Consider the following 20,550-nt stretch of genomic DNA (forward strand, 5'->3'; position numbering starts at 1 on the left):
GTGCCTGGCCAGAAACCGATCAAAGTCGCGCTGCTGGGCTGCGGCACGGTCGGCACCGAGGTGGTCCGGCTGCTGACCGACCAGGCGCCGGACCTGACCGCGCGGGTCGGCGCGCCCGTGGAGCTGGCCGGCATCGCGGTGCGCAAGCCGAACAAGCACCGCCAGGTGCCCGCGGAGCTGCTCACCACCGACGTCGACGCGCTGGTCGAGTCGGACGTGGACGTCGTGGTCGAGGTGGTCGGCGGCATCGAGCCCGCCCGGACCTGGCTGCTCAAGGCGCTGCGCGCGGGCAAGTCCGTGGTGACGGCGAACAAGGCGCTGCTCGCCGACCACTCCGGCGAGCTGTTCGAGGCGGCCGACGCCTCCGGCGCGGACCTGTACTTCGAGGCGGCCGTCGCGGGCGCGATCCCGCTGCTGCGCCCGCTGCGCGAGTCGCTGGCCGGCGACCGGATCACCCGCGTGACCGGCATCGTCAACGGCACGACCAACTTCATCCTCTCGGGCATGGACTCGACCGGCGCGAGCTACGCCGAGACGCTGGAGGAGGCGACCCGCCTGGGCTACGCCGAGGCCGATCCGACCGCGGACGTGGACGGCTTCGACGCCGCGTCCAAGGCCGCGATCCTGGCGTCGCTGGCCTTCCACAGCCGGGTGACCGCCGCCGAGGTGCACCGCGAGGGCATCGCGTCGGTCAGCGCGGCCGACATCGCCGCCGCCAAGGGCCTCGGGCGCGTCGTGAAGCTGCTGGCCATCTGCGAGCGGGTGGACGGCTCGGAGTCCGGCGAGCCGGGCGCCGGCGAGAGCATCTCCGTGCGCGTGCACCCGGCGATGATCCCCCGCACGCACCCGCTGGCCGGCGTGAGCGGCGCGTTCAACGCGGTGTTCGTGGAGGCCGACGCGGCGGGGGAGATGATGTTCTACGGCAAGGGCGCGGGTGGCGCGCCCACGGCCAGCGCGGTGCTGGGCGACCTCGTCGCCGTGGCCCGCAACCGGGTGGTCAGCGGGCGCGGACCCCGCGAGTCGGCGTACGCGGCGCTGCCCGTGCGGCCGATGGGCCAGGCCCCCACCCGCTACCACATCAGCCTCGACGTGGCCGACCGGCCAGGTGTGCTGTCGCAGGTCGCGGCGGTGTTCGCGGAGCACGACGTGAGCATCGCCGTGGTCCGGCAGGAGGGACGGGTCGACGACGCCGGCCTGGTGATCGTCACCCACGCCGCGACCGACGCGGCACTGCGGTCGACCGTGGACAAAATCGGCGGACTGCCCGTGGTTCGGGAAGTGGTCAGCGTGATGCGGGTGGAAGGCGAAGAGTGATGGCAGTCCAAGCGACCTTCGGCGGTGCCGACGACCGGGTGGCCGCGCGGCCGGGGTGGCCGGGGATCATCCGCGCCTACGCGGACCGGATCCCGCTCCCCGGGGGTGCGCGGGTCGTCACCCTGCACGAGGGCGGCACGCCGCTGGTGGCCTCGGACCACCTGTCCGACGTGACCGGCTGCGAGGTCTACGTCAAGGTCGAGGGCGCGAACCCGACCGGCTCGTTCAAGGACCGCGGCATGACCGTGGCCATGACGCACGCCCTGGCCAGCGGCATCAAGGCGGTCATCTGCGCGTCGACCGGCAACACCTCCGCGTCCGCCGCCGCCTACGCGGCCAAGGCCGGGCTCGCCGCCGCCGTGCTGGTGCCGCGCGGCAAGATCGCCCTGGGCAAGCTCGCCCAGGCGGTCGCGCACGGCGCGCGGATCCTGCAGATCGACGGCAACTTCGACGACTGCCTCGAACTGGCCGCCAAGACCTCCGCCGAGTACCCCATCACCCTGGTGAACTCGGTCAACCCGGTCCGGCTGGTCGGCCAGAAGACCGCCGCGTGGGAGGTCTGCGACGTCCTCGGCCGCGCGCCGGACGTGCACTGCCTGCCGGTCGGCAACGCCGGCAACATCACCGCGTACTGGCGCGGCTACGCCGACTACGCGGCCGACGGGGTGGTCGGCTCGACGCCGCGCATGTTCGGCTTCCAGGCCGCCGGGGCCGCGCCGCTGGTGCTCGGCCGGCCGGTCGCCGAGCCGGAGACCATCGCCACCGCCATCCGGGTGGGCAGCCCCGCCTCGTGGGCGGGCGCGGTCACCGCCAAGGAGGAGTCCGGCGGGCTGTTCGAGGCCGTCACGGACGAGAAGATCCTGGAGGCTTACCGCCTGCTGGCCGCCCGCGACGGCATCTTCGTCGAGCCCGCGTCCGCGACCAGCGTCGCCGGCCTGCTCGCCACCGCCGCCGACGGCCGGCTGCCCAGGGGGTCGGTCGTGGTGTGCACCGTCACCGGCCACGGCCTGAAGGACCCCGACACGGCCCTGCTCGGCGTGGCCGAGGTGGAGCCGGTCCCGGTCGACCCCGGCGCGGTCGCCACGGCGCTGGAGCTGGCATGACCGGCGTCCGGGTCACCGTCCCCGCCTCCACCGCCAACCTCGGGTCCGGGTTCGACGCCCTGGGCATGGCGCTGGGCATCCACGACGAGGTCGAGTTCGAGGTGCGCCGGGACGGCCTGGTGGTCGAGGTGTCCGGCGCCGGCGCGGGCGAGGTGCCCCGCGACGGCTCGCACCTGGTGGTCCGGGCCTTCCGGGCCGCCTGCGCGCGGCTGGGCGCGGACGTGCCCGGGCTGCGGCTGCGCTGCCGCAACGCGATCCCGCACGCGCGCGGCCTCGGGTCGTCGGCGGGCGCGGTGGTCGCGGGCGTGGCCGCCGCGTACGCGCTGGCCGGGCACGAGTTGGACACGAGCGCGTTGCAGCTCGCCGCGGAGTTCGAGGGCCACGCCGACAACGCGGCGGCGGCCATGTTCGGCGGCGTCGTGGTGGCGTGGACCCGGGGCGAGCGGTTCCACGCCGTCCGCCTGGAGCCGCACCCCGCGCTCGCCCCGGTGGTGCTGGTCCCCGAACAGGAGTCCTCCACCACCACGACCCGCGGCCTGCTGCCCGCCTCGGTGCCGCACGCGGACGCCGCGTTCGCCGCCGCGCGCTCCGCGCTGGCCGTCCACGCGCTGACCGCGGACCCGGCGCTGCTGGTCGACGCGCTGGACGACCGGCTGCACGAGCCGTACCGCGAACCGGCCTGGCCGGAGACGTTCGCCCTGGTCAGGGCGCTGCGGGAGGCCGGAGTGGCGGCGGCGGTGTCGGGCGCGGGGCCGACCGTGCTGGCCCTGCCGGAGGACGGCAAGCTGCCCGAGGAGGTGGAGGTGGGCGGGTTCACCGCGCACCACGTGCCGGTCGAGGCGGCGGGGGTCCGCGTTGCGCCACTCGGTTGAGCGCGGCGACGCGCCGCGCTTCGGTTGTTGCACCCGGCCGGACCGGCGTCTACCCTCGGGGCCATCAGTCACCGCGCGCACGGGCGCCGGTGTGGTGCCCGGACACTCGCTCCGGATCGCATTCCTCCAGTGACTTGGCCCTGTGCCGTACGGACGGGGTCGGCGCTGGAAGGCACCCGCTCGCCGTGTGACCGAGAACGTCTCGTGCCGGTGGACTCCGCATTCGTGCGCGTTGTCGCGACGACGAGGTCCTCCGAGACGCAGGCGAACTGCCTGTCCGCATTCCGTCGGACGGCAGGTCCGCTGGGCCGCGTAGGAGGCGCGGTCCGGTCAGGAAGGACATGTGTGAGCAACACCGATGTGCTGAGCAGCGAAGCTCCTGCTGCTCCCGACGCCGCCCGTTCCGGAGCCGAGGAGAACGCTCTGACCACCCCTTCGAACGGCAGCGCCCCGCCGCGCAAGCGCGCCGGCCTCTCCGGAATGGTCCTCGCCGAGCTGCGCGAGCTGGCCGGCCAGCTCGGCCTCACCGACACCGCGGGGCTCCGCAAGGGCGACCTCATCGCGGCCATCAAGGAGCGGCAGGGCGGCACCTCCGGTCGGGGCAGTGCCGCGACGCCGCCGAAGGCCGAGAAGAAGCCCGCCGCCGACAAGCCCGCGGTCGACAAGCCCGCCGCCGACAAGCCCGTCGCCCAGGCGCCCGAGCCCGTCGCCGAGAGGGCGGTCGAGAAGCCGGTCCAGCAGCAGCTGGACGTGGCCGAGCGGCCCGCCGTCGAGGAGGAGGGCGGCCGGCGGGGCAACCGCCGCCGCCGGTCCGCCAACCGCCCGGCGGGCAGCCCGGAGGGCGGCCAGCCGGGCGCCGACGCGCCCGCCCAGCCGCAGCCCGACCGCGGCGAGCGCCCCGCGCCCGACCGCGCCGGGTCCGACCGGGGCCAGTCCGATCGCGGGCAGTCCGACCGGGGCCAGTCCGACCGGGGCCAGTCCGACCGGGGCCAGTCCGACCGGGGCGACCGCCAGGACCGCGGTGAGCAGCGCGAACAGCGCCAGGACCGGGGCGACCGCAACGACCGGGGCAGCCGCCGCGACCGGGACCGCGATCGGGACCGGGATCGCGACGGAGGCCGCGACCGGGACCGCAACCGCCAGGGCGCCCAGAACGTCCAGGACGACGACGACGAAGAGGGCGGTCGCCGCGGTCGCCGCTTCCGCGACCGCCGCCGGCGCGGCGGGCGCGGCGACGGCACGGGTGGCGGCGCCGACACCGAGGTGCGCGAGGACGACGTCCTGCTCCCGGTGGCGGGCATCCTCGACGTGCTGGAGAACTACGCGTTCGTCCGCACGTCCGGCTACCTCGCGGGGCCGAACGACGTCTACGTGTCGCTGTCGCTGGTCCGCAAGTACGGCCTGCGACGCGGTGACGCGATCATCGGCGCCGTCCGCCAGCCGCGCGAGGGCGAGCAGCAGCGCCAGAAGTTCAACCCGCTGGTCCGGGTCGACAAGATCAACGGCTTGGACCCGGAGGAGTCGCGCAACCGCCCCGACTTCACCAAGCTGACGCCGCTGTACCCGAACGAGCGACTGCGCCTGGAGACCGAGCCGCACATCCTGACGACGCGCGTCATCGACCTGGTGATGCCGATCGGCAAGGGGCAGCGCGCGCTGGTCGTCTCGCCGCCCAAGGCGGGCAAGACCTCCGTCCTCCAGTCGATCGCGAACGCGATCACGAAGAACAACCCGGAGTGCCACCTGATGGTGGTCCTGGTGGACGAGCGCCCGGAGGAAGTGACCGACATGCAGCGGTCGGTGAAGGGCGAGGTCATCGCCTCCACCTTCGACCGCCCGCCGTCGGACCACACGACGATCTCCGAGCTGGCCATCGAGCGGGCCAAGCGCCTGGTCGAGATGGGCCACGACGTGGTCGTGCTGCTCGACTCGATCACCCGCCTGGGTCGCGCCTACAACCTGGCCGCGCCGGCCAGCGGGCGCATCCTGTCCGGTGGTGTCGACTCCACGGCCCTCTACCCGCCGAAGCGCTTCCTCGGCGCGGCGCGCAACATCGAGGGCGGCGGCAGCCTGACCGTCATCGCGACGGCGCTGGTGGAGACCGGCTCGGCCGGTGACAGCGTGATCTTCGAGGAGTTCAAGGGCACCGGCAACGCCGAGCTCAAGCTCGACCGCAAGATCGCGGACAAGCGCACCTTCCCGGCGGTGGACGTGGACTCGTCCGGCACCCGCAAGGAGGACCTGCTCCTGTCCCCGGACGAGCTGGCGGTCATGCACAAGCTCCGCCGGGTCCTGCACGCGCTCGACAGCCAGCAGGCCATCGACCTGCTCCTGGACCGCCTCCGCAAGAGCCGGACCAACATCGAGTTCCTGATGCAGGTGGCCAAGACGACCCCCGGCGCGGACAACGACTGACCGACCGGACCGTCACCGGGAAAGCCCGCCGACCGAGTCGGCGGGCTTTCCCCGTCCAAGGCCCGCCCACCCACCAAGTCCACCCGCTCTGGAATCACACCGCGCCGTCCTGAAGCCGGCTTGAAGCCGCGCGCAGCGCGCACCCCGGTGTGGGCTGCGTGTCATCCCCGTATGGCCTGCGCGCAGCGAACCGCATGTGTCAAGGGGAGATCGAGGCACCCGGTCACCGCACACCCGATTCGATCTCCCCTTGACACATGTGGTTGTCTTTGACCAGGTCATGCGGGGATGGCACGACGCCCTGAGCTTGGTCTTTGTGTCATCCTTGGCGGCCTCTTGGCCGCTCTTCATACCTCTGTCACGCACGGATCCGGGTGAGATTCGGTGCTGTACCGCCCGAGGCTGAAAAGAAAAAGAGTCCTCGCCGGACAGGCAGGCCGCCAAGGAGAATGAAAAGAAACAGCGGTCGTGTTCCCCCCGCATGACCTGTCAAAGACGACCATGCTTTTCCTGGGGGTGCAAGCGAAAAGCGTGCTTGCACCCCCAGGAAAAGCATGGTAGCCCTCCGGGCAGGCCATACTGATCTTCAATTGTTGGGGTCAGGTTGGTTCGGGGGTGAGGGTCAGGCCGGTGTGGGCGAGGAATCCGTCGAGCAGGTCGGGCCGGTTCCGGATGAGGCGGAGTCGGCGGCGCACGATCGGGACCAGGTCGTTCAGACCGACGGGGGCGAGGTTGGCCAGACCGCGTTTGAGGTGTGACCACACCCCTTCCACCGGGTTGAGTTCCGGGGCGTAGGCGGGTAGTCGGATCACGTGCAGCCAGTCCCGGGCGGCGAGGGCGGGCCGTATCCGGGCGCTGATGTGCCGGTCGAGGTTGTCCCAGATCAGCACGATCGGGCCGCCCAGGCGACGGTGGGCGTCGTCCAGCAGCGCGAGGTAGTGCCGCTCGAGGAAGCTGCGCGGGGCCGGCGGGCTGCGGCGGCGGTGGTGCACGAGCACCCGGTGCAGCAGCCGGGTGCGTTCGCCGGGTTTGACGCAGAGCAGGCCGGCCACCGAGATCCGACCCTGGGAACCGGCCCAGTAGGGCAGGACCGGGGTGTGGCCGCGCCTTGCCCAGGTGCGGGCCTTGTGCGGGCGGGTGTTGCAGCCGGTCTCGTCCTCGAAGCACAACCAGGCGCCCAGGTCCGCGGCTAGGGTTTTCCCCGCGCCCACGACTCCCGCCGCCAGGCGGTGACCGCGGCCTCGTCACGGCGGTCGGCCCGCCGGGCCGGCACCTGGGGGCTGTAACCGATGCGGTGCAGCACCAGCGACATCCCGGCCGGGGTGTAGCGCACCGCGAACAACCGCGCGACCAGCTCCGCGACCCTGGCCAGGGTCCAGCGTCGATCCTCGGTGTACCCGTGGGCGGCCGGCCCCTGCTCCAGGGCCTGGACCAGCCGGTCGAGCCGGGCCCGGTCCAGACGGCAGTCCGGCCCGCCCGGCCCCCTGGAGCGCAGGGCCTGCCGGCCCCCGGCACGCCACAAACGCCGCCAGGCATAGGCGGACTTGGTCGACACCCGCAGACCACGAGCGACCTCGCAGGCGCCCACACCACGCTCGAACCAGTCGGCGGCCTGCATCCGCACCGCCTCACGTCGGGCCCGTTCCCGTCCGGTCAGGCCACCACCATCGGGATAGCGCATACCCCACGGGTACCCCCGGGACAGCCCCACCCACCGACACAAGCCACCACAGACCCCAACAATTGAAGATCAGTACGGGGAGAACACGAAGGCCGGCTTCTGTGCGGGCGCGCGAACGGCTGGAGCGCTTTGGGGCGGTTCGGGGTGGGGTCAGCAGGTGCCGGCGTGGGTCATGCCCTCGTCGGGGTCATCGGCCACGCGGCGCCGTTCGGCCACGCACTCGGCGACGAGGAACGCCAGCACGGGGAGGCCGACGGCCGTCGTGGCGGCGGCCGGCACGTGCAGGCCGTCGAGCAGGACGCCGGTCGCCAGCCACGTCGTGAGGTAACCCCAGCGGAGCCAGACCCGCTGCCAGTCGTGGCGCCAGGTCACCGCGCTGCTGGAGCCGACGCCCACCGCGACCGCCGCGCCGAACAGCGGGCTGGCCAGGGTGACGTCGCGGGGGCCGCCGAGGAGCAGGCCGGTCAGCCCGATCAGGCCGAGCACGGCGCTGCCGAACAGGAACGGCACGGCCAGCCACGTGGTCAACCGCAGCGGGCGTCCGGGGGTGCACGACAACACGGGTTCAGTCTTGCGGGTGGCAGCAGGCGGGTGACGCGCGCCGTGGTCCAGCGGTTGCCCGGTGCGCCGAGTGGTCGGCCGCGCGCGGCGAGCGGTCGTGAGCTCGGACACGGGAACATCCCAGGTCCGGAACGCGTTGACATGCTCGTCGACGGCATCTGGCAGACTGTCAGGTCGAGTCCGGCTCCGGTTCACCTCCCGCGAACGACGAGGACCCGGCGGCCACCGAAGAGAGGGACAAGACGTTGAAGACCGGTATTCACCCCGAGTACGTGACGACCGAGGTCACCTGCGGCTGTGGGAACACCTTCACCACGCGCAGCACCAAGACCTCCGGTTCCATCCACGTCGAGGTCTGCTCGAACTGCCACCCGTTCTACACCGGCAAGCAGAAGATCCTCGACACCGGTGGCCGGGTCGCGCGCTTCGAGGCCCGCTACGGCAAGCGCAAGGGCAAGTAGCCGAACCGACGGCGTCCACCCGGGAAACCGGGTGGGCGCCGTCGTCGTCTCACCAGCCACCGTCGAGACCGGAGCGCCGAACGTGACCCTGGAAGCACTGCTCGCCGAGCACGCCGAGCTGGAGGCCAAGCTCGCCGACCCCTCGGTGCACGCCGACCAGGCAGGCGCGCGGAAGCTCGGCAAGCGCTACGCCGAGCTGACCCCGATCGTCCGCACCGCCCGCGAGCTGGGCGAGGCCCGCAGCGACCTGGAGGCCGCGCGCGAGCTGGCCGCCGAGGACCCGGCCTTCCAGACCGAGGCCGACGAGCTGTCCGAGCGCATCCCCCGCATCGAGGAGCGCCTGACCGAGCTGCTGCTGCCGCGCGACCCGCACGACTCCGCCGACGTGGTCCTGGAGATCAAGTCCGGCGAGGGCGGCGAGGAGTCCGCGCTGTTCGCGGGCGACCTGCTGCGCATGTACCTGAGGTACGCGGAGCGGCACGGCTGGAAGGCCGAGGTGCTCGACGGCACCGACTCGGACCTGGGCGGCTACAAGGACGTCACGGTCGCCATCAAGGCGCGGACCGACTCGCCGGACGGGGTGTGGTCGCGGCTGAAGTACGAGGGCGGCGTCCACCGCGTGCAGCGGGTGCCGGTCACCGAGAGCCAGGGCCGCATCCACACCAGCGCGGCCGGCGTCCTGGTGTTCCCGGAGACCGAGGACGTCGAGATCGAGATCGACGAGAACGACCTGCGGGTGGACGTGTTCCGCTCCTCGGGCAAGGGCGGGCAGAGCGTCAACACCACCGACTCGGCGGTCCGCATCACCCACCTGCCCACGGGCATCGTCGTCTCCTGCCAGAACGAGCGCAGCCAGTTGCAGAACAAGGCGCGCGCGATGCAGGTCCTGCAGGCCCGGCTGCAGGCGCTGGCCGAGGAGAAGGCGCAGCAGGAGGCTTCCGACGCGCGGCGCACGCAGATCCGCACCGTGGACCGGTCCGAACGGGTGAGGACCTACAACTTCCCGGAATCCCGCATCTCCGACCACCGGGTCGGGTACAAAGCGCATAACCTGGACCAGGTCCTGGACGGCGACCTCGACGCGGTGCTCGACGCGCTGGCGGCGGCCGACCGGGCGGAACGGCTTGCCGGCGGGTGACTGACGGGAGGGCGCGCGATGGCGGAGATCCTGGTGGACCCGCGGTGCGCCCCGCTCGACCGCACCCTCGACCTGCGCGTCGTCGGCCTGGAGCCGGGCGGTGAGACCACCGTCCGCGCCACCACCGGCGACTTGGCGGCGCAGGCCGTCTTCCGCGCCGACGACCGGGGCGTGGTCGACCTGACCCGGCACGCCCCGGTGTCCGGCAGCTACTCCGGGGTCGACCCGATGGGCCTGTTCTGGTCCCTGGCGCCGACCGGGGAGCGGCCCGGGCCGACCCGGTTGGAGGCGACCGGCGCCGAGCCGGTCGAGATCACTCGTCCGGGTGTTCCCGAGGGGATCGAGCGCACCGAGGCGCCGGACCTGTCCGCCGTCCTGTTCGGACCCGGCGACGGCGCCGCCCGGCCCGGCGTGGTCGTGCTGGGCGGCGAGGACGGCGGGCGGCCCGAGCGCGACGCGGCCCTGCTGGCCGGCCACGGCTTCACGACGCTCGCCCTGCCCTGCACCGGCGCGCCGGGGCTGCCCGACGACCTCGTGGAGGTCCCGCTGGAGCACGTCGGTCGGGCCGTCGACCTCCTGCGCGAGCGCGCGGGGCGGGTCGGCCTGCTCGGCGCGTCGCGGGGCGGGGAGCTGGCGCTCCTGGCGGCCTCCGCGTTCCCGGCGGTCCGGGCGGTGGTCAGCGTCGTGGGCGGCGGGGTGGTGACGCAGGGCATCGGGCCCGGCAAGCGCCTGCTGGAGAAGCTGTCGGCGGAGGTCGCGGCGTGGACGTGGCGGGGCCGCCCCCTGCCGTACCTGCCGCACTACGTCCCCGAGGAGCTGCGGCGCGCGGTCGTGGCCGGCGAGCCGGTGCGGCTGCGGCCGGTGGTCGACCTGTCCGACGGCATCCCGGAGGCGGCCGAGATCCCGGTCGAGCGGGTCGCCGGCGGTGTGCTGCTGCTCTCATCCGGGCGCGACGAGGTCCGGCCGAGCGCCGAGCTGAGCGAGGTGGCGCAGCGCCGGCTGGCGGAGCACCGCCACCCGTTCCGGTACGAGCACGTGGTGTACCCGGACGCCGGGCACCTGATCGCCGGGGCGCCGCACCGGCCCGCCACGGACCTGGTGACCCGGGGTCTCGGCGCCCGGCTCGCCGCGGGCGGCACACCGGCCGCCACGGCGGCGGCGCGGGCGGACGCGTGGCGCCGGACCATCGAGTTCTTCTCCGACCAACTGGGCACCTAGTGTGTGTTTCATGAGCGCACACTTCGACGTCGTGGTCCTCGGTGCGGGGCCAGGCGGGTACGTCGCCGCGATCCGCGCGGCCCAGCTGGGGCTGAAGACGGCTGTCATCGAGGAGCGTTACTGGGGCGGGGTGTGCCTGAACGTGGGCTGCATCCCCTCCAAGGCGCTGCTGCGCAACGCCGAGCTGGCGCACCTGTTCAAGCACGAGCAGAAGACCTACGGCATCCGGGTCGACGGCTCGGTGCAGTTCGACTACGGCGCCGCCTACGAGCGCAGCCGCAAGGTCGCGGACGGGCGCGTCAAGGGCGTGCACTTCCTGATGAAGAAGAACGGCATCACCGAGTACAACGGTCGTGGGTCCTTCGTCGACGCGAACACCATCCAGGTGGGTGACGAGCAGGTCACGTTCGACCACGCGATCATCGCCACGGGCGCGTACACCCGCCTGCTGCCCGGCACGTCGCTGTCCGAGCGCGTGGTGACCTACGAGGAGCAGATCCTCTCGTCCGAGCTGCCGGAGAGCATCGTCATCGCGGGCGCGGGGGCCATCGGCGTCGAGTTCGGCTACGTGCTGCACAACTACGGCGTCAAGGTCACGATCGTGGAGTTCCTGGACCGCATCGTGCCCCTGGAGGACGTCGAGGTGTCCACGGAGCTGGCCAAGCGCTACAAGCGCATGGGCATCGACGTGCGCACCGGGACGCGCGTGGAGTCCATCGACGACACCGGCTCCAAGGTGCGCGTCACGATCTCCAAGGACGGCGAGGAGGAGGTGCTGGAAGCCGACAAGGTCATGCAGGCCATCGGTTTCCAGCCGCGCGTGGAGGGCTACGGCCTGGAGAACACGGGCGTGGCCCTGACCGAGCGCGGCGCGATCGCCGTGGACGGTCGCGGTCGGACCAACGTGCCGCACCTCTACGCCATCGGCGACGTGACGGCGAAGCTGATGCTGGCGCACACGGCCGAGTCCATGGGCATCATCGCGGCGGAGACCATCGCCGGCGCGGAGACGATGGAGCTGGACTTCGTCATGATCCCGCGGGCGACCTACTGCCAGCCCCAGGTCGCGAGCTTCGGCTACACCGAGGCGCAGGCCCGCGAGAAGGGCTTCGACGTCCAGGTGGCGAAGTTCCCGTTCACGGCCAACGGCAAGGCGCACGGCCTCGGCGACTCGACGGGCTTCGTGAAGCTGATCAGCGACGCGAAGCACGGCGAGTTGCTCGGCGGGCACCTGATCGGCCCGGACGTGACCGAACTGCTGCCCGAGCTGACCCTGGCGCAGCAGTGGGACCTCACGGTGCACGAGGTGGCCCGCAACGTCCACGCGCACCCGACGCTGGGCGAGGCGGTCAAGGAGGCCGTGCACGGCCTGGCCGGGCACATGATCAACTTCTAGCCCCTAGGCTCACCCACCATGACCCGACACCCGCTGCGGTTGGCCGTCCTGGAAGCCGAACGGATGCTGGCCGCGGCGGGGGTCGGCAGCCCCCGCGCGGACGCGGAGCTGCTGGCCGCCCACGTCCTGGGCGTGCAGCGCTCCCGCCTGCCCCTCATCCCGCTGGTGGACCCGCCGGTGGTCGAGGCGCTGCACCGGCTGGTGCGGGCGCGGGTCAAGCGCGTGCCGCTGCAGCACCTCACCGGCTGGGCGCACCTGGGCGGCCTGGACCTCGACGTGGGCCCCGGCGTGTTCATCCCGCGGCCGGAGACCGAGCTGCTGCTGGAGTGGGCGCTGTCCGCGGTGGGCGCCGACCCCGTGGTGGTCGACCTGTGCACCGGCTCGGGCGCGCTGGCCCTGGCGGTGGCCCACCGCCTGCCGGGCGCGGTGGTGCACGCCGTGGAGCGCGACCCGGTGGCCCTGTCCTGGGCCAGGCGCAACGCCGACGCCCGGGCCGCGGCGGGCGACCGGCCCATCCACCTGCACTCCGGCGACGTGACCGCGCCGGGCGTGCTGTCCGACCTGGACGGCGCGGTCGACCTCGTGCTGTGCAACCCGCCCTACGTGCCCGACAGCACCCCCGTGCCCCCCGAGGTGGCCGAGCACGACCCGCCCGCGGCGGTCTTCGGCGGGCCGGACGGGTTGGACGTGATCCGCCACGTGGTGGGCGTCGCGGCGCGGTTGCTGAAGTCCGGCGGCCACGTGGCGGTCGAGCACGACGACACGCACGCGGTGGCGGTGCCGGCCCTGCTGTCGGCCCGCCGCGTGCTGACCGACGTGGCCGACCACACCGACCTGGCCGGCCGCCCGCGCTTCGCCACCGCCCGCCGGACCTGATCCACTCGCGTTTCGCCACCGCCCGCCGGACCTGACCCGTTCGCGCTTCGCCACCGCGCGTCGGACCCGATCCGCTCGCGCTGCCGACCCGCGGGTCCGCCCGGCTCGCCGGGACGCGCCTTCCTGCCCGCTGAGGCGCGCTCGGCCGCCTTGTGGGCACGTCCGCCGGGGTTTTCCCCGCCGGGACGCGTCCGCTCGTGCCACCGGGCGTTTCCGCCTGCCTGCCGGACGGGTCCGCTCAGGGTTCCGGGGCAGTTCTGCTCGCGGTCCTGCTCGCGGTCGTTGGGACGCGCGGGCACGAGCCGTGGAGCGGCGCTGTCGGAGTGGCGCTGTCGGGGCGGTGCCGTCGGAGTGGCGTTGTCGGGGCGGTGCTGTCGGGGTGGTGCTCTTGGGCGGGCGCTGTCGGGGGCGCCACTGGGATGGGCACCGCCGGAATGGGCGCTGCTGAAGCGGGCGCTGCTGGGGTGAGGACTGCCGGGGTGGGCGCTGGTGGGGTGACACCGCTGGGACGAGCGCTGCCGAGGCAGGCGCCGCTGGGATGGGCTTCGCAGGCGTCCCCTCGAGGTGAGCGCCCCCGACGCATACCCAACCACCCGACCCCGACGATTCCGGGCCGGTGGGCTGAGAGCGGACCGCCCCGGTCCTCAGCGCGCCGCGTGCGCGCTCCACGCGTCCGTTCGCGTGCAGCTGTGACCTCCGCCGCTCCCCGGGAACGACCTGTGCCAGGATCCACCCGTGAGCACGCTCTACGACTGCAGCGTCCAATCCGATCGGGCGGCCGGTCTCGCCGCCGCCGCCGGCGCGGTGCGGTCCGGGCGGCTGGTCGTCCTGCCCACCGACACCGTCTACGGCATCGGCTGCGACGCCTTCGACGCCAAGGCCGTCCGCTACCTGCTGGAGGCCAAGGGCCGCGGCCCGGACATGCCGGTGCCCGTGCTGGTCGGCTCGTGGACCACCGTCGACGGCCTGGTCCTCGGCGTGCCGCGGCAGGCCCGCGCCCTCATCGAGGCGTTCTGGCCGGGCGGCCTGTCGCTGGTGCTGCACCACGCGCCGTCGCTGACGTGGGACCTCGGTCACACCAGGGGCACCGTCATGCTCCGGATGCCGCTGCACCCGGTGGCGCTGGAGCTGCTGCGCGACGTGGGCCCCATGGCCGTGTCCAGCGCCAACAAGTCCGGCTTCCCGCCGGCCGGCACCGCGCAGGAGGCTTGGGACCAGCTCGGCGAGGAGGTCGGCGTCTACCTCGACGGCGGCCCCGCGCAGGAGAACGTCGCGTCCACCATCGTGGACCTGACCGGCCCGCACCCGATGGTCCTGCGGGAGGGCGCCGTGACGGTCGGGGAGGTCCGCGAGGTGCTGGGCGACGAAGTCGAGGTCGCCTCCTAGTGGATCTTCGCCCCCGGAGTAGCGTGGTCCCCGCCGTGTCCGAAACCCCACCCCCGAGGGGCTAGCGCCAGTGGGCCCGTTGCCCGACACCACCAACGTCCTCCCCGTCCGGGAGTACCTGCTCGTCGCGCTGACCGCCGCCGTCGTCACCTTCCTGCTGGTCGGCCTGGTCCGCCTGCTCGCGTTCCGGATCGGCGCGGTGGCCTACCCGCGCCAGCGGGACGTGCACGTCAAGCCCATGCCGCGGATGGGCGGGCTCGCCATGTACGGCGGCGTGCTCGGCGGGATGCTGCTGGCCCACCAGCTGCCCGTCCTGCGCTCCGCCTTCGACTTCTCCGACGACCCGTGGGCGGTCATCGTCGGCGGTGGCGTCATCGTCCTGGTCGGCGTGCTCGACGACCGGTTCGAGCTGGACTCCCTGACGAAACTCGCCGGGCAGGTCACGTCCGCGGGCATCCTGGTCCTGTTCGGGCTCCAGTGGCTGCTGTTCTGGGTGCCGTGGGGCGACAGCGACGGCCGGGGCTCGCTGCTGGTGCTGGACCAGAACCAGGGCGCGCTGCTGACCGTGCTGCTCGCCGTCACCATGGTCAACGCCATGAACTTCGTGGACGGGCTGGACGGCCTCGCCGCCGGCATCGGGCTCATCGCCGCCGTCGCGACCTGCGCGTTCTGCATCGGCGTGCTGGCCAAGAACGGCGGCGACGTCGGCTCCTACCCGCCCGCCCTGATCGCCGCCACGCTGGCCGGCGCGTGCCTGGGCTTCCTGCCGCACAACTTCAACCCGGCCCGCATCTTCATGGGCGACTCCGGTTCGATGCTGATCGGCCTGATGCTCGCCGCCGCCGTCACCTCCGCGTCGGGCAAGCTCAACTACCCGTCCATCGACGGCTCCTCCCAGGCCATCGAGACCGTCGACCTGCTCGGCCTGCTGTCCCCGCTGCTGGTGGTGGCGGCGGTGCTGTTCGTGCCGGTGCTGGACCTGCTGATGGCCGTGGTGCGGCGCACCCGGCGCGGCGAGAGCCCGTTCTCCGCGGACAAGATGCACCTGCACCACCGGCTGCTGGAGATCGGCCACTCGCAGCGCCGGGCCGTGCTGCTGATCTACCTGTGGGCCGGGGTGCTGGCGTTCAGCGCGGTGGCGCTGACCATGTTCGACGCCGTGCTCGTGGGGTGGGGCCTCGCCCTGGGGCTGCTGCTGGCGCTGGTGGTGTCGGTGATCCCGAAGCTGCGCGAGTCGCGGCGCACCTGACCCCCGCCGGTCAGGTGGTCCGACCCGCCCTTTTACACTGGTAGTGACCAGTGGGAAGGGGTGACATGAGCCAGGAGTGGACGCACGAGAACGTCGTCCGTCGGCTGGCGGGCGAGATGTTCCGCGGGCTGATCTGGGCGGCGCTCGCGACCGTGGCGGTCGGCGCGGTGGTCTGGGCCGTGCTGGCCGGGGTCCCCGGCTTGGTCGCGGCGCTGATCGGCGGCGCGCTCGCCATCGCGTGCTCGCTGATCACGCTCTGGCTGATGCACCGCACGGCCGCGCTGCCGGTGCAGTTCATCATGGTGGCCGCGCTGGGCGGGTTCCTGGGTAAGCTCATCCTGCTCGTGATCGTCATGGTCGTGCTGCGCAAGTTCCCCGTCCTGCACACGAACGCGCTGGCGCTGACCATGGCCGCGACGATCGTGGTGGCCACCTTCATGGAGGCGCGGGCGTCCAAGCGCAGCCGGAGCCAGGTGGTCATCCCGTCCTCGGAGAGCGCCTGACCGGCAGGGCCCGGACGTCGTTCGCGACCGCGGGTTCTCCCAGGTGGGGTGCCTCTCGCGGCCGTGCGCAGTACGTAAGGTACGTTTGTCCCGATCGTGACGATTCCCCCGGCGGAGTGAACGCCGGCCGGGAGAACCGGAAGGAACACAGTGACCACGATGGTGCTGGCTGCGGGTGACGAGTTCGTCGCACCCGGCGTGAAGGACTTCTTCCCCCCGCCGATCTTCGGTGACGTCACCAAGCCGATGGTGCTGGCCGTGCTGTCGATCTTGATCATCGGCACGTTCTTCCTCGTGGCCTCGCGCGGCCTGAAGCTCGTCCCGGGCAAGTTCCAGTTCATCGCCGAGTCGATCTACGACGTCGGCCGCAACTCGATCGCGCGGGAGCAGATCGGCAGCAAGGACTTCAAGCCCTTCGTGCCCCTGCTGCTCACGGTGTTCACCTTCATCCTGGTGAACAACCTGTTCGGCATCATCCCGGTCATCCAGTTCCCGACGATGGCGCACATCGGCTTCCCGCTCGCCGTCTCGGTCCTGGTCATCTACCCGGTATACCACTTCGTCGGGTTCAAGCGGCACGGCTTCCTCGGCTACCTCAAGCACCAGACCGTCCCGCCGGGCGCGCCGTGGTTCGTGCTGATCCTGCTGACGCCGATCGAGTTCTTCCAGAAGTTCTTCCTGAACCCGCTCACGCTGGCGATCCGAGTGTTCGCGGCCATGTTCGCGGGTCACCTCCTGCTGATGGTGTTCACCCTCGCCGGCGAGTTCCTCCTGCTCAACGGGGGCATCACCGTCGTGGTGGCGCCGGTCGCCTTCGCCTTCGCCATCGCGCTGACCTTCCTCGAAGCGCTGATCATGGTGCTTCAGGCGTACATCTTCGCCCTGCTCTCCGCCAACTACATCGGCGCGGCGCTGGCCGAGGAACACTGAAGAATAACAAGCCTCCGATCCGCGAGTGTTCGCGGACCGAGTTGGAAAGGGAACAGCACAAGTGAGCGCTATCGTTCTTGCCCAGGAAGCCGCTGCATCCGGTATGACCGACGCCGGTCTCGCCGCCATCGGCTACGGCCTCGCGGCGATCGGCCCGGCCCTGGGCGTCGGCATGATCTTCTCCTCGGTGATCAACGGGACTGCCCGGCAGCCCGAGGCCCGCGGTGTCCTGCTCAGCCTGGCGTGGACCACGTTCGCCCTGGTCGAGGTGCTCGCCCTGCTCGGCTTCGTCGTCTTCTTCCTCGCCACCGGCTGAGAATTCATCCATCGCGTTAGGAGACGATTGCGATGAGCTCTCTGAATGTGGCCGCGGAAGAGCTGAACCCGGTTCTCCCGCACAAAGCCGAGATCGTCATCGGCCTGATCGCGTTCCTGCTGCTGTACTTCATCATCAGGAAGTACGTGTCTCCGCGCTTCGAGACGCTGTACGCGGAACGCGCCGCCAAGATCGAAGGCGGCATCGAGAAGGCGGAGCAGGCGCAGGCCGAGGCCCAGCGCAAGCTCGAGGAGTACACGGCGCAGCTGGCGGAGGCGCGGGCCGAGGCCGCGCGCATCCGGGACGACGCCCGCATCGAGGGTGAGCAGATCATCAGCGAGCTGCGAGCCAAGGCGCAGGAGGAGTCCGCGCGGATCGTCGCGCAGGGCCAGACGCAGCTGGAGACCCAGCGCGCGCAGATCGTCGCGGAGCTGCGCGGCGAACTGGGCCGGCTCGCCATCGACCTGGCCGACCGGGTCGTGGGCGAGTCGATGGAGGACGAGGTGCGCCGCCGGGGCACCGTCGACCGGTTCCTCGCGGAGCTGGACAACACCTCGGCCCCGGCCGTCAAGTGAGGGAACGCCGATGACGCTGCACGCCGCCAGCCGCGACGCGCTGGCCGCCGCCGAACTGAGGCTGCTGGAGATCCTCGACAGCGCCGCGGGCGCCACCGGAGCGGCGCCGGGCGAGCTGGGCGAGGAGCTGTTCGCGGTGGTCGGCCTGCTGTCGGGGCAGCCCGCCCTGCGGCGGGCCCTGGCCGACTCCTCCAGCGACCCGGCGGGCCGCGAGCGGCTGCTGCGCGGCCTGCTCGGCGGCCAGGTCTCCGACCGGGCCCTCCAGGTGCTGACCGCGGTCGTCACCGCCCGCTGGTCCAGCCCGCGTGAGCTGGTCGACGGCGTCGAGTCGCTGGCCCGCACCACGCTGCTGGTGCGGGCCGAGCGGGACGGCACGCTCGACGCGGTCGAGGACGAGCTGTTCCGCCTCGGCCGGATCATCGCCGGCAACCACGACCTGGAACTGGCGCTGACCGACCCGGCGGCGGACGCCGGCGGCAAGGTGGCGCTGCTGGACAGCCTCGTCGCGGGCAAGGTCGACGGCACCACCAAGGTCCTGGTCGAGCAGCTGGTGCGCGACCCGCGCGGCCAGGGCGTCGTCGGCGGCCTGGCGGACCTCGCGGCGCTCGCGGCCAAGCGCCGGGAACGTTCCGTCGCCCACGTCCGTTCCGCCGTCGAGCTGGACGCGGCGCAGCTGGACCGCCTCGAGGCCACGCTCACCCGGATCTACTCCAGGCCCGTCGCGCTGCACGTGGAGGTCGACCCGGCGCTGCGCGGCGGACTGGTGATCAAGATCGGCGACGAGGTCATCGACGGGAGCGTGGCCGGTCGGCTGGCGGCACTGCGCCGCGACCTCGCCGGCTGACCGAACCGGAACCGCGGCCCACAAGCCCCTTTCCTTTAACGAAGTGAGAGCAGGAACGACATGGCGGAGCTGACGATCTCGTCGGACGAGATCCGCAGTGCGATCGAGAAGTACGTCTCGACCTACTCCCCGGAAGTCAGCCGGGAAGAGGTCGGCGTCGTCGCGGAGACCTACGACGGCATCGCCATCGTCGAGGGTCTGCCCGGCACCATGACCAACGAGCTGCTGGAGTTCCCCGGCGGCGTGCTCGGCGTGGCCCTGAACCTGGAAGTGCGCGAGATCGGCGCGGTCATCCTCGGCGACTTCGACAAGATCGAAGAGGGCCAGGAGGTCAAGCGGACCGGCCAGGTGCTCTCCGTGCCCGTGGGCGACGGCTTCCTCGGCCGCGTGGTCAACCCCCTCGGCCAGCCGATCGACGGCCTCGGCGACATCGTCGCCGACGACAACCGCGCCCTGGAGCTGCAGGCCGCGTCGGTGCTCCAGCGCCAGCCCGTCGGCGAGCCCATGCAGACCGGCATCAAGGCCATCGACTCGATGACGCCGATCGGCCGCGGCCAGCGCCAGCTGATCATCGGCGACCGCAAGACCGGCAAGACCGCGGTCTGCATCGACACGATCATCAACCAGAAGAAAGCCTGGGACTCGGGCGACCCGCAGCAGCAGGTCCGCTGCGTCTACGTCGCCGTCGGCCAGAAGGGCTCCACCATCGCGGGCGTCAAGTCCGCGCTGGAGGAGGCGGGCGCGCTGGAGTACACCACCATCGTGGCCGCCCCGGCGTCGGACTCGGCGGGCTTCAAGTGGCTCGCGCCCTACACCGGCTCGGCCATCGGCCAGCACTGGATGTACCAGGGCAAGCACGTCCTGATCATCTTCGACGACCTGACCAAGCAGGCCGAGGCGTACCGCGCGATCTCGCTGCTGCTGCGCCGCCCGCCGGGCCGCGAGGCTTACCCCGGCGACGTGTTCTACCTGCACTCGCGCCTGCTGGAGCGCTGCGCGAAGCTGTCCGACGACCTCGGCGGCGGCTCGATGACCGGCCTGCCGATCATCGAGACCAAGGCCAACGACGTGTCGGCCTACATCCCGACCAACGTCATCTCCATCACCGACGGCCAGTGCTTCCTGGAGTCGGACCTGTTCAACGCCGGCGTCCGCCCGGCCGTCAACGTGGGCATCTCGGTCTCCCGCGTCGGTGGCGCCGCGCAGACCAAGGCGATGAAGCAGGTCTCCGGCTCGCTGCGGCTGGACCTGTCGCAGTTCCGCGAGCTGGAGGCGTTCTCCGCCTTCGCCTCCGACCTGGACGCGGCCTCCCGCGCCCAGCTGGAGCGCGGCGCGCGCCTGGTCGAGCTGCTCAAGCAGGGCCAATACTCGCCGGTCCCGATGGAGGAGCAGGTCGTCTCCATCTACCTGGGCACCAAGGGCCACCTGGACTCGGTGCCGGTGGGCGACGTCCGCCGCTTCGAGTCGGAGTTCCTGGACCACCTGCGGCGCGGCCAGGACGCGATCCTGACCGGCATCCGCGAGTCCGGGAAGTTGTCCGACGACGCCGAGAGGGGCATCGTGGACGCCGTGAACTCGTTCAAGCAGCAGTTCACCGCTTCGAGTGGCGCTTCGGTGGTCAACGAGGCCCCGGCCGACGCGATGGACGCCGACCAGGTCGGACACGAGTCGGTGAAGGTCAACCGACCCGCTCCGACCGAGAAGTGACGTAG

At 72.2% G+C, this 20,550-nt stretch carries 20 protein-coding genes; 17 read left to right on the plus strand and 3 right to left on the minus strand.

What is annotated here, in order from left to right; genetic code table 11:
- The 4 genes from JOE68_RS19945 to rho all read left to right on the plus strand — a co-directional run bounded on the left by JOE68_RS19945 (position 1) and on the right by rho (position 5,704).
- Positions 1-1,314, plus strand: a complete 1,314-nt coding sequence (locus JOE68_RS19945) for a homoserine dehydrogenase (protein ID WP_204843811.1) — start codon at positions 1-3, stop codon at positions 1,312-1,314.
- Positions 1,314-2,417 carry a threonine synthase gene (gene thrC, locus JOE68_RS19950; protein ID WP_204843812.1) on the plus strand — a complete coding sequence of 368 codons (1,104 nt, stop codon included), beginning with the start codon at positions 1,314-1,316 and terminating at the stop codon, positions 2,415-2,417. Before JOE68_RS19945 ends, thrC begins: the two co-directional genes overlap by 1 nt.
- Positions 2,414-3,289, plus strand: a complete 876-nt coding sequence (thrB, locus tag JOE68_RS19955) for a homoserine kinase (RefSeq protein WP_204843813.1) — start codon at positions 2,414-2,416, stop codon at positions 3,287-3,289. The genes thrC and thrB overlap by 4 nt, the downstream gene beginning before the upstream one ends.
- A gap of 345 nt (positions 3,290-3,634) precedes the next feature.
- Positions 3,635-5,704: a transcription termination factor Rho gene (rho, locus tag JOE68_RS19960; protein WP_204843814.1), complete on the plus strand. Its 2,070-nt coding sequence runs from the start codon at positions 3,635-3,637 to the stop codon at positions 5,702-5,704.
- Between the two features lie 599 nt (positions 5,705-6,303).
- Here the strand turns inward: rho and JOE68_RS19965 are convergent.
- The 3 genes from JOE68_RS19965 to JOE68_RS19975 form a co-directional block, all read right to left on the minus strand.
- On the minus strand, positions 6,304-6,915 hold the full coding sequence (locus JOE68_RS19965) for a transposase (RefSeq protein ID WP_307819415.1): 612 nt from the start codon (positions 6,913-6,915) through the stop codon (positions 6,304-6,306).
- Entirely contained in the window at positions 6,894-7,385 is a 492-nt protein-coding gene (locus tag JOE68_RS31910; protein WP_204840485.1) for a winged helix-turn-helix domain-containing protein, read from the minus strand. Before JOE68_RS31910 ends, JOE68_RS19965 begins: the two co-directional genes overlap by 22 nt.
- Before the next feature lie 150 nt (positions 7,386-7,535).
- Positions 7,536-7,946 carry a hypothetical protein gene (locus JOE68_RS19975; RefSeq protein WP_307819771.1) on the minus strand — a complete coding sequence of 137 codons (411 nt, stop codon included), beginning with the start codon at positions 7,944-7,946 and terminating at the stop codon, positions 7,536-7,538.
- 245 nt (positions 7,947-8,191) lie between these two features.
- On the opposite strand from JOE68_RS19975, the gene rpmE reads away from it, so the two are divergent.
- The 13 genes from rpmE (at position 8,192) to atpA (ending at position 20,545) form a co-directional block, all read left to right on the plus strand.
- Positions 8,192-8,407 (plus strand): 50S ribosomal protein L31, encoded by a 216-nt coding sequence (gene rpmE / locus JOE68_RS19980; RefSeq protein ID WP_204843815.1) that lies wholly within the window; start codon positions 8,192-8,194, stop codon positions 8,405-8,407.
- 82 nt (positions 8,408-8,489) lie between these two features.
- Positions 8,490-9,545 (plus strand): peptide chain release factor 1, encoded by a 1,056-nt coding sequence (prfA, locus tag JOE68_RS19985; RefSeq protein ID WP_204843816.1) that lies wholly within the window; start codon positions 8,490-8,492, stop codon positions 9,543-9,545.
- An 18-nt stretch (positions 9,546-9,563) separates the two neighbouring features.
- On the plus strand, positions 9,564-10,763 hold the full coding sequence (locus JOE68_RS19990; protein WP_204843817.1) for an acyl-CoA thioesterase/bile acid-CoA:amino acid N-acyltransferase family protein: 1,200 nt from the start codon (positions 9,564-9,566) through the stop codon (positions 10,761-10,763).
- Between the two features lie 10 nt (positions 10,764-10,773).
- Positions 10,774-12,159: a dihydrolipoyl dehydrogenase gene (gene lpdA / locus JOE68_RS19995; RefSeq protein ID WP_204843818.1), complete on the plus strand. Its 1,386-nt coding sequence runs from the start codon at positions 10,774-10,776 to the stop codon at positions 12,157-12,159.
- 18 nt (positions 12,160-12,177) lie between these two features.
- Positions 12,178-13,035 carry a peptide chain release factor N(5)-glutamine methyltransferase gene (gene prmC, locus JOE68_RS20000; protein WP_204843819.1) on the plus strand — a complete coding sequence of 286 codons (858 nt, stop codon included), beginning with the start codon at positions 12,178-12,180 and terminating at the stop codon, positions 13,033-13,035.
- Between the two features lie 735 nt (positions 13,036-13,770).
- Complete coding sequence (locus JOE68_RS20005) at positions 13,771-14,421, plus strand: L-threonylcarbamoyladenylate synthase (RefSeq protein WP_204843820.1); 651 nt, start codon at positions 13,771-13,773, stop codon at positions 14,419-14,421.
- Between the two features lie 70 nt (positions 14,422-14,491).
- Positions 14,492-15,670 carry a glycosyltransferase family 4 protein gene (locus JOE68_RS20010; RefSeq protein WP_204843821.1) on the plus strand — a complete coding sequence of 393 codons (1,179 nt, stop codon included), beginning with the start codon at positions 14,492-14,494 and terminating at the stop codon, positions 15,668-15,670.
- 65 nt (positions 15,671-15,735) lie between these two features.
- The gene (locus JOE68_RS20015; protein WP_204843822.1) at positions 15,736-16,173 is read left to right on the plus strand and encodes a Cg1360 family ATP-synthase-associated protein; all 438 of its coding nucleotides are present in this window, start codon (positions 15,736-15,738) and stop codon (positions 16,171-16,173) included.
- Between the two features lie 150 nt (positions 16,174-16,323).
- Positions 16,324-17,103, plus strand: a complete 780-nt coding sequence (gene atpB / locus JOE68_RS20020; RefSeq protein ID WP_204843823.1) for a F0F1 ATP synthase subunit A — start codon at positions 16,324-16,326, stop codon at positions 17,101-17,103.
- Positions 17,104-17,164: 61 nt separating this feature from the next.
- Positions 17,165-17,419, plus strand: coding sequence for an ATP synthase subunit C-like protein (locus tag JOE68_RS20025; RefSeq protein ID WP_204843824.1), 255 nt, complete (start codon positions 17,165-17,167; stop codon positions 17,417-17,419).
- A gap of 32 nt (positions 17,420-17,451) precedes the next feature.
- Positions 17,452-17,994 (plus strand): F0F1 ATP synthase subunit B, encoded by a 543-nt coding sequence (locus JOE68_RS20030; protein WP_204843825.1) that lies wholly within the window; start codon positions 17,452-17,454, stop codon positions 17,992-17,994.
- Positions 17,995-18,004: 10 nt separating this feature from the next.
- Positions 18,005-18,838, plus strand: a complete 834-nt coding sequence (locus tag JOE68_RS20035) for a F0F1 ATP synthase subunit delta (protein WP_204843826.1) — start codon at positions 18,005-18,007, stop codon at positions 18,836-18,838.
- Between the two features lie 60 nt (positions 18,839-18,898).
- Positions 18,899-20,545 carry a F0F1 ATP synthase subunit alpha gene (gene atpA, locus JOE68_RS20040; RefSeq protein WP_204843827.1) on the plus strand — a complete coding sequence of 549 codons (1,647 nt, stop codon included), beginning with the start codon at positions 18,899-18,901 and terminating at the stop codon, positions 20,543-20,545.
- Positions 20,546-20,550: the final 5 nt, after the last annotated feature.

The sequence above is a fragment of the Saccharothrix algeriensis genome, from assembly GCF_016907655.1.
GTDB classification, from domain to species: domain Bacteria; phylum Actinomycetota; class Actinomycetes; order Mycobacteriales; family Pseudonocardiaceae; genus Actinosynnema; species Actinosynnema algeriense.

Coding starts and splice junctions, on each gene's coding strand:
- JOE68_RS20015 (WP_204843822.1), top strand. CDS start 15,736: ATGAGCCAGGAGTGGACGCACGAGAACGTCGTCCGTCGGCTGGCGGGC.
- thrC (WP_204843812.1), top strand. CDS start 1,314: ATGGCAGTCCAAGCGACCTTCGGCGGTGCCGACGACCGGGTGGCCGCG.
- thrB (WP_204843813.1), top strand. CDS start 2,414: ATGACCGGCGTCCGGGTCACCGTCCCCGCCTCCACCGCCAACCTCGGG.
- JOE68_RS19990 (WP_204843817.1), top strand. CDS start 9,564: ATGGCGGAGATCCTGGTGGACCCGCGGTGCGCCCCGCTCGACCGCACC.
- JOE68_RS20030 (WP_204843825.1), top strand. CDS start 17,452: ATGAGCTCTCTGAATGTGGCCGCGGAAGAGCTGAACCCGGTTCTCCCG.
- JOE68_RS31910 (WP_204840485.1), bottom strand. CDS start 7,385: ATGCGCTATCCCGATGGTGGTGGCCTGACCGGACGGGAACGGGCCCGA.
- lpdA (WP_204843818.1), top strand. CDS start 10,774: ATGAGCGCACACTTCGACGTCGTGGTCCTCGGTGCGGGGCCAGGCGGG.
- atpA (WP_204843827.1), top strand. CDS start 18,899: ATGGCGGAGCTGACGATCTCGTCGGACGAGATCCGCAGTGCGATCGAG.
- JOE68_RS20035 (WP_204843826.1), top strand. CDS start 18,005: ATGACGCTGCACGCCGCCAGCCGCGACGCGCTGGCCGCCGCCGAACTG.
- prmC (WP_204843819.1), top strand. CDS start 12,178: ATGACCCGACACCCGCTGCGGTTGGCCGTCCTGGAAGCCGAACGGATG.